Here is a 6,561-nt window from a genome sequence, read left to right as displayed (position 1 = left end):
GAAAGGAGGAAACAGCTACAGTTATCCACAGTCGGCAACCACGATGCCGGCTTCCATCCCCGGGTCAAAGTTCAACCGGCAGGGTGGGTCAAAGTTCAACCGGCGCCGACAGCCTCACCGTCCAGCTGCCGACTCGACCAGGTGGCGTATCTCCTGAATGCTCAGGACATCTGCGTACTTGGCCTGCAAATCGAAAAGGCTGGCGTCGTGGGGCGCGGGATGCCGGTCACCGCACGCCTCCGAGGCTACGATCGGGATGTAGCCGTGTTGGATGGCATCGACGGCCGTGGCCCGCACGCAGCCGCTGGTGCTCATGCCTGCCACGATCACGCAGTCGATCTTCTGCGCGTTCAGCAGGCTGGCCAGCGAGGTTCCGAAGAACGCGCTGGCGTACTGCTTGGAGATCACCGGTTCATGCGCCGCGGGCCGTAGCGCCTCGACGAAATCTCCCAGCGGATCGCCCTCACGGAACACCGACAGGGCAGGGATCTTTCGATAGAACACGCCCCCGTTCAAGCCGTCGGCGTCGTAGACGACCCGCGTGTGACACACCAAAAGTCCCCGCCCCCGGGCCCATTCCAGCAACTCCGACGCCGCGTCTGCGACTTGAGGCACGTTGGCGAACAACGGGCTCTCGGGCTCGAAATAGGCGCGGGCGAAGTCGACCATCAGCAGGCCCTGACGGGTCCCGGCACCCAGCCGGGCGCCGAAGGCACCGCTTCGGCTGTAGTTGCCGGCAAGCCCGGTATCGCCCTTGGGTGTCATGTCATTCATCGTGGTTTTCATTGGCTCTCAGCAGTGTGTGTTTGGCGGCATGGATGTGGCAGCACATGGTGCTCTGCGCCCAGCCGGCGTCATGGACCTGGAAGGCCTCGATCAGCTCCCGGTGCTGGTCGAAGCTGCGGCGAAGCTGGTCGAGGCTGTAGCTGCGAAAGGTTCTCTGCACGATCGGCAGCTCGATCGCATTGGCCAGGGTCGTGACCAGCCGCTCGTTGTGGCTGGCCTGCGCGATCACCCGGTGGAACTTGCGGTTGAGCGGACCGATGCGCGCCGCATTGGCTTCGCTGGTGTCCGGTCCGCAGGACTCGATCTCGGCCTGCAAGGCCAGCAGCTGCGCGATCTCGTCCTGGCCGATGTGGCGCGCGGCGTGGCCGGCGATCTCGCCCTCGATCAGCACGCGCAGCTCGAAGATCTCGGTGATCTGGGCGCTGGACCAGGTTCGCACCATGGTCCCGCTGTTGGGCTTGAAGACCATGAACCCGTCCGCGGTCAGCAGGCGCATGGCCTCGCGCACCGGGGTGCGCGAGGTGTTGAACTCGGCCGCCATCTGCTGTTCGGTCAGCCGCATGCCCGGCCCGTAGGTGCCGTTGATGATGCGTTCCTTGACGATGGCGTAGAGCTGGTGGGCGACGGTGGCCGTGCCGGTGATCTGTTTCAAGGCCTCCTCCTGGGGCAAGCTTGCATGTCGGCGCTCAGTATCGTTCCAGCAGCGCGCCGAAGCCGCTCTGGCGGTCCGCGATGTTGGATTGGCGCAGCGCATGCCAGTAGATGGCCGTGTTGATGGCCACCACCGGTTTGCCCAGCCACACCTCGGCCTCGCCCGCGAGCCGCGCCATCGCGAGATTGGTTCCGACCTGGATCAGGCCGTCGATGTCGTCGCCGTCGAGTTCCCGCAGCGCATCGCGCAGCTCGGACGGCTGCACATGCGCGATCTGGACCGGACTCTCGCACTTGAGGCCCTTGATGCGCCTGACCTCGTAGCCGGCCTCCTCGAAGAAGCGCACGACGTTGCGGTCGCCCACCGCCTGGTAGGGCGTGAGCACCGCGATGCGCCGGATGCCGAGCACCCCGAAAGCCGCCGCGCACGCTTCCGAACCCATGGAGACGGGCAGGCGCGTGCGTTCTTCCAGCTGCGCCTTGAGGCGGCGGCTGGCAGCCAGGCCGTCCCAGAAGGTCTCGGCGGAAATGCCGAGCACCAGCCGGTCCGGCTCGCAGGACATGACGGCATCGACCGCCTCGTCCTGCGCCGCGGCGATCAGTTCGATCAGGCGCTCGAAGTCCGCGTCGTTGTTCAGGGCGATGTTCGGGATGCGGATGCGGCTGATGTGGTTGGTCACGCCGGTCGGGCGCATGGCGTCGAACTCGGGTTGCACGCTGGTGTTGGTGGAGGGGATCAGCACAGCGAACTTCTGTCGCCAGCCCAGGGAGTCGGTCATGTCGTTCCTTCGAAAACGCTTGCATCGTTGAAATCAGGTGGCCTATGATTGTCCACAATCGAAGAGATTTCAACCCTTTTATGCGTCCAAAATGGTGCTTGAGCGCACCGATTGTCGACATTGAGGCTTCGTTACCCCCGTTGATTGGCTTGATCCTGAGGAAGAAAACCATGAGCGATACAGAGCGTTCCCTGCCCCGAACCGAGGGCTATTTTTCGGTCCGCGACGACCTTCCGGTCGAGCGGCTGGCTGCCGTCGAGGGTGTCAAGCCCAAGGGCATCGTGGAAATCCGGCGGCTGATGGTCGGCGAGGAGATCCTGATGCTCCACGTCTTCCGCGAGAAGGGCCTGGTCGACCCGGTGCACAAGCACCTGGACCACGAGACGGTCGCCTACCTGATCAAGGGCCGCCTGCGCCTGGTGATCGGCGACCAGGAGTTCATCGCCGAGGCCGGCACCTCGTGGATCCACCCGCGCGGCGTCGAGCACTTCAGCGAAGCGCTGGAGGACTGCGAACAGCTGGAAATCAAGTCGCCGCCCAAGAAGACCTGGGTCAGCGAATAGGGGCGATGCCCCCGCCGCACCGAAGCATCGACTCCCCCCTAGACACCATCGAGGCAGGACATCATGACAGACGCGCAAGCACTGAAAAATCCGAGCTACCTCTCCCCGGCCCAGGCCGCCAGCGACGAGTTGCTCTACCGCAAGGTCCTCTGGAGGCTGGTCCCCATCCTCTTCCTGAGTTATGCGATGTCCTACCTGGACCGCATCAACGTCGGCTTCGCCAAGCTGCAGATGCTCGGCGACCTGGGCTTCAGCGAGACCGTCTACGGGCTCGGGGCCGGGGTGTTCTTCCTCGGCTACTTCATCTTCGAGGTGCCGAGCAACCTGATCCTTCATCGGGTCGGTGCCAGGCGCTGGATCGCCCGCATCATGATCACCTGGGGGCTGTTGTCGGCCGCGATGATGTTCGTGAAGACGCCCACCTCCTTCTACGTGCTGCGCTTCCTGCTCGGGGTGGCCGAGGCCGGCTTCTTTCCGGGCATCGTGCTGTATCTCACCTACTGGATTCCGCCGAGCCGGCTGGGCAAGGCGCTGGCGCTGTTCTTCCTCGCCGTGCCTTTCGCGGGCGTGATCGGCGGTCCGCTGTCGGGGTGGCTGCTGCAGAGCTTCCACAAGGTCGGCTCCTTGCAGGGATGGCAATGGATGTTCCTGGTCGAGGGGCTGCCATCCGTCCTGCTCGGCATCGTCGTCCTGGTGGTGCTGCGAGACCGCATCAAGGATGCCGTCTGGCTCAGCGAGCCCGATAAGCAGACGCTCGCCCGCAACCTCGAGCGGGAACGCACGCACACTATCGGCGTCTCGGTCAAGGATGCGTTCACCCTCCCGCTGGTCTGGGTGATGTGCCTGATCGAGTTCTGCATCGGGCTGGGCATCTATGGCATGGGCTTCTGGATGCCGACCCTGATCCGCGAGGCTGGCGTGAGCGGGCTGCTGAACATCGGCTTGTTCAGCGCCATCCCGTACGGCGCGGCGGCGATCTCGATGGTGTGGGTCGCTAAGGTGGCCGATGCGCGCGGCGACCGCAAGTTCTTCCTGGCGCTGGCCGCGCTGATCGGCGCCGCGGCGCTCTATCTGAGCATGTCCTTCAAGGACAACACCGTCTTCGCGATCGCCGCGCTGACGGTGGCGACTGCGGGCATCCTGACGGCCTTCGCGCAATTCTGGCGGCTGCCGACGGTCCTGTTGAGCGGCCGGGCCGCCGCGGCCGGCATCGCGATCATCAGCTCGGTGGCGAACCTTTCCGGCTTCGTCAGTCCCTACCTGGTGGGTTGGCTGCGTGACACCACCGGCAGCGGCGCTGTCGGCATGTACCTGACCGCCGGCAGCCTGGTGATGGCCGCCGTCGTCACCATTCTCCTGCCCGCCCGACTGGTCAACCGGCAGATCGACTGAAGGAAAACGATGAACCCCAAACCCACCTGGATCGACAGCGAGGAGCACCCGCTCACGCAAGACAACCTGCGCCTCCTGCTGGACAACAAGATACCTGCCATCAGGCTCAAGGCCTTCGCCACCCCTGACGAGAGCCGCAGCTTCGCGGCCGCGGCCAAGCGCGGAAACATGCAGTACTACAACGTGAGCGACCGCATCGGCTACATCGGTCTCGCGCAATACCAGTACCGATGGAGCAAGACCAAGGAAGAGTTCCTGGCCGACGTGCCGAAGGCGCGCGCGGACGTGGAGCAGGTGTTTGCCGATTCCTTCGATCCGGTGCAGCGCGTCATGGCGCAGTTGCGCGCGGTCTGGCCACATCCGGTGGATGTTGCGCGAGAGGCCGGTCAGCCCTACTTCGCCGGCATCATCCGCTCCACCAGCGACAAGATCGACCTCCACGTCGACTGGGCGCCCGTCAATTCGCCGGACTACGCGATCGGCGCCATCGACGGCCAGCTCGGATGGAACTTCTTCGCCGAGGAACTCGCTTCCGGCGGACACACCACGGTCCACAACAGCCCCTGGGATCCGGTCGTCGGCCCGGGCGAAATACCTAAGAGCTATGGACTCGAACGCAGCCTGATTGAAGGCGCCCCTGCGTTCGTCTACCGGCCGACGGCGGGTGACGTGGTGATCTTCAACACCCGCAATCCGCACGAGATCGCACCTGGGACGACCGAACCGGGCGGCAGCCGGGTGTCGATCGGTTCCTTCATCGGCCGCATGCCCGATGGCAGCCTCGCCATGTGGGCGTGAGGGGGCCGACATGATCGTGGAAATGCGCTCCTATGTACTGGTGCCGGGCAAGCTGCCCGAGTTCATGCGGCTGATGGGCGACGAGGGCATCGCCATCGAGCAGCCGGTGCTGGGCCGCTTGCTGGGCTTCTACACCACCGAGATCGGGGCCATCAACAAGGTGATCCACCTTTGGGGCTACGAATCGTTCGAGGATCGCCAGCAGCGACGCGCGGCGCTCGCCGCGCTCGGGACATGGATCGCCTTCGTGCCCAAGGTGCTGCCCCTGATCCGCGAGATGAACAACGAAATCCTGAACCCCGCGCCTTTCTCGCCTCAGTGAAGGCGCCGCGGCGAAACATGACAGAGCAAGACCGGAATTGAACTCGCACATGACCAGCAACAAGAATGCGCCCTTGGCCGGACTGACAGTCCTCGACCTCACCCACATGCTTTCGGGCCCCTACGGCACGATGACACTGGCGGACCTCGGTGCGCGCACCATCAAGATCGAGCCGCCCGGTGAAGGCGAGGGCACACGCAAGCTGCTCGCCGAGAGCCCGGACTACGCCCGCGAGGGGATGGGCGCGTACTTCCTGACCCTGAACCGCGGCAAGGAAAGCATCGCCCTTGACCTGAAGTCGACCGAGGGGCGCAGCGTCTTCTACGACCTCGTGCAGCATGCGGACATCGTCTTCGACAACTTCACCGCTGGCGTCACGCGGCGCCTGGGTATCGACCACGACACGCTGGCGGCGATCAACCCGCGCATCATTACCTGCACCGTCTCGGGCTTCGGCGAGACCGGACCCGACACGCAGCGTCCCGCCTTCGACCAGGTCGTCCAAGCGATGGGCGGCGGCATGTCGATCACAGGCGAGCCGAGCATGCCGCCGACGCGTTCGGGCATCCCGATCGGTGACCTCGGCGGCGGCATCTTCGGTGCCATGGGCGTTCTCGCCGCGGTGGTCGCCCGCCACAGCACCGGCAAGGGCCAGCACGTGGACGTATCGATGCTCGACGTCCAGATTTCCCTGCTCAACTACATGGCGACCATGCACCTGATGTCCGGCCACGTGCCCGACCGCATCGGCAATGGGCACTTCGTCCATGTGCCCTACAACGTCTATGCCACGAAGGACGGCCATGTGGTGGTCGCTTGCATCGGCGACGCTTTTTTCGAGCGCTTCCGCGAGATGCTGCCGCTGCCGACCTTGCTGAACCCGGCGTACGCGCGCCAACCTGCGCGGCTGGCTGACAAGGCGCTGATCGATGCGGCCATCGGCGAAGCCTTCGCCACCCAATCCACCGCGCACTGGCTCGACAGGCTGCGTGGCGCGCGCATTCCCTGCGGGCCGGTGAACGACTTCGCGCAGGCGCTGTCGGACCCCCAGGTCCTGGCGCGCAACATGGTGGTGTCGATGACGCTGGATTCGGGCGAAGTCGTGCGCATGCCGGGCAACCCGATGAAGTTCTCTGACAGCGCCGAGGCCTGCTATGCGGCGCCGCCGCGCGTCGGGCGGGACTCGCAACGGATCCTGTCGGAAATGCTGGGCTACGACGACGACCGCATCGATGCGCTGCAGTACGCCGGTGCGGTGGGGGTCTGAGGG

At 65.1% G+C, this 6,561-nt stretch carries 8 protein-coding genes; 5 read left to right on the top strand and 3 right to left on the bottom strand.

Annotated features, from left to right (window positions below):
- Positions 1-114: 114 nt before the first annotated feature.
- From QZH52_RS36055 to QZH52_RS36045, 3 genes are read right to left on the bottom strand one after another with little or no spacing between them, the layout of a single operon-like run.
- On the bottom strand, positions 115-786 hold the full coding sequence (locus QZH52_RS36055; protein ID WP_301816108.1) for an isochorismatase family protein: 672 nt from the start codon (positions 784-786) through the stop codon (positions 115-117).
- On the bottom strand, positions 767-1,438 hold the full coding sequence (locus QZH52_RS36050) for a GntR family transcriptional regulator (protein WP_301816107.1): 672 nt from the start codon (positions 1,436-1,438) through the stop codon (positions 767-769). Before QZH52_RS36050 ends, QZH52_RS36055 begins: the two co-directional genes overlap by 20 nt.
- 34 nt (positions 1,439-1,472) lie before the next feature.
- Positions 1,473-2,216, bottom strand: a complete 744-nt coding sequence (locus QZH52_RS36045) for a maleate cis-trans isomerase family protein (protein ID WP_301816106.1) — start codon at positions 2,214-2,216, stop codon at positions 1,473-1,475.
- A 170-nt stretch (positions 2,217-2,386) separates the two neighbouring features.
- Between QZH52_RS36045 and QZH52_RS36040 the strand changes: the two genes are divergently transcribed.
- From QZH52_RS36040 to QZH52_RS36020, 5 genes are all read left to right on the top strand, one after another.
- Entirely contained in the window at positions 2,387-2,779 is a 393-nt protein-coding gene (locus QZH52_RS36040; RefSeq protein ID WP_301816105.1) for a cupin domain-containing protein, read from the top strand.
- Between the two features lie 63 nt (positions 2,780-2,842).
- Entirely contained in the window at positions 2,843-4,171 is a 1,329-nt protein-coding gene (locus tag QZH52_RS36035) for an MFS transporter (protein ID WP_301816104.1), read from the top strand.
- 9 nt (positions 4,172-4,180) lie between these two features.
- Positions 4,181-4,969 (top strand): 2OG-Fe(II)-dependent halogenase WelO5 family protein, encoded by a 789-nt coding sequence (locus tag QZH52_RS36030; RefSeq protein WP_301816103.1) that lies wholly within the window; start codon positions 4,181-4,183, stop codon positions 4,967-4,969.
- Positions 4,970-4,991: 22 nt separating this feature from the next.
- Positions 4,992-5,291 carry an NIPSNAP family protein gene (locus QZH52_RS36025; RefSeq protein WP_301816102.1) on the top strand — a complete coding sequence of 100 codons (300 nt, stop codon included), beginning with the start codon at positions 4,992-4,994 and terminating at the stop codon, positions 5,289-5,291.
- Positions 5,292-5,340: 49 nt separating this feature from the next.
- Positions 5,341-6,558, top strand: coding sequence for a CaiB/BaiF CoA transferase family protein (locus tag QZH52_RS36020; RefSeq protein WP_301816101.1), 1,218 nt, complete (start codon positions 5,341-5,343; stop codon positions 6,556-6,558).
- The last annotated feature ends 3 nt before the right edge of the window (positions 6,559-6,561 follow it).

Source organism: Variovorax ginsengisoli, from assembly GCF_030486595.1.
Classification (GTDB): Bacteria; Pseudomonadota; Gammaproteobacteria; order Burkholderiales; family Burkholderiaceae_C; genus Variovorax; species Variovorax ginsengisoli_B.
This window is presented reverse-complemented; position numbering and strand designations above follow the sequence as displayed.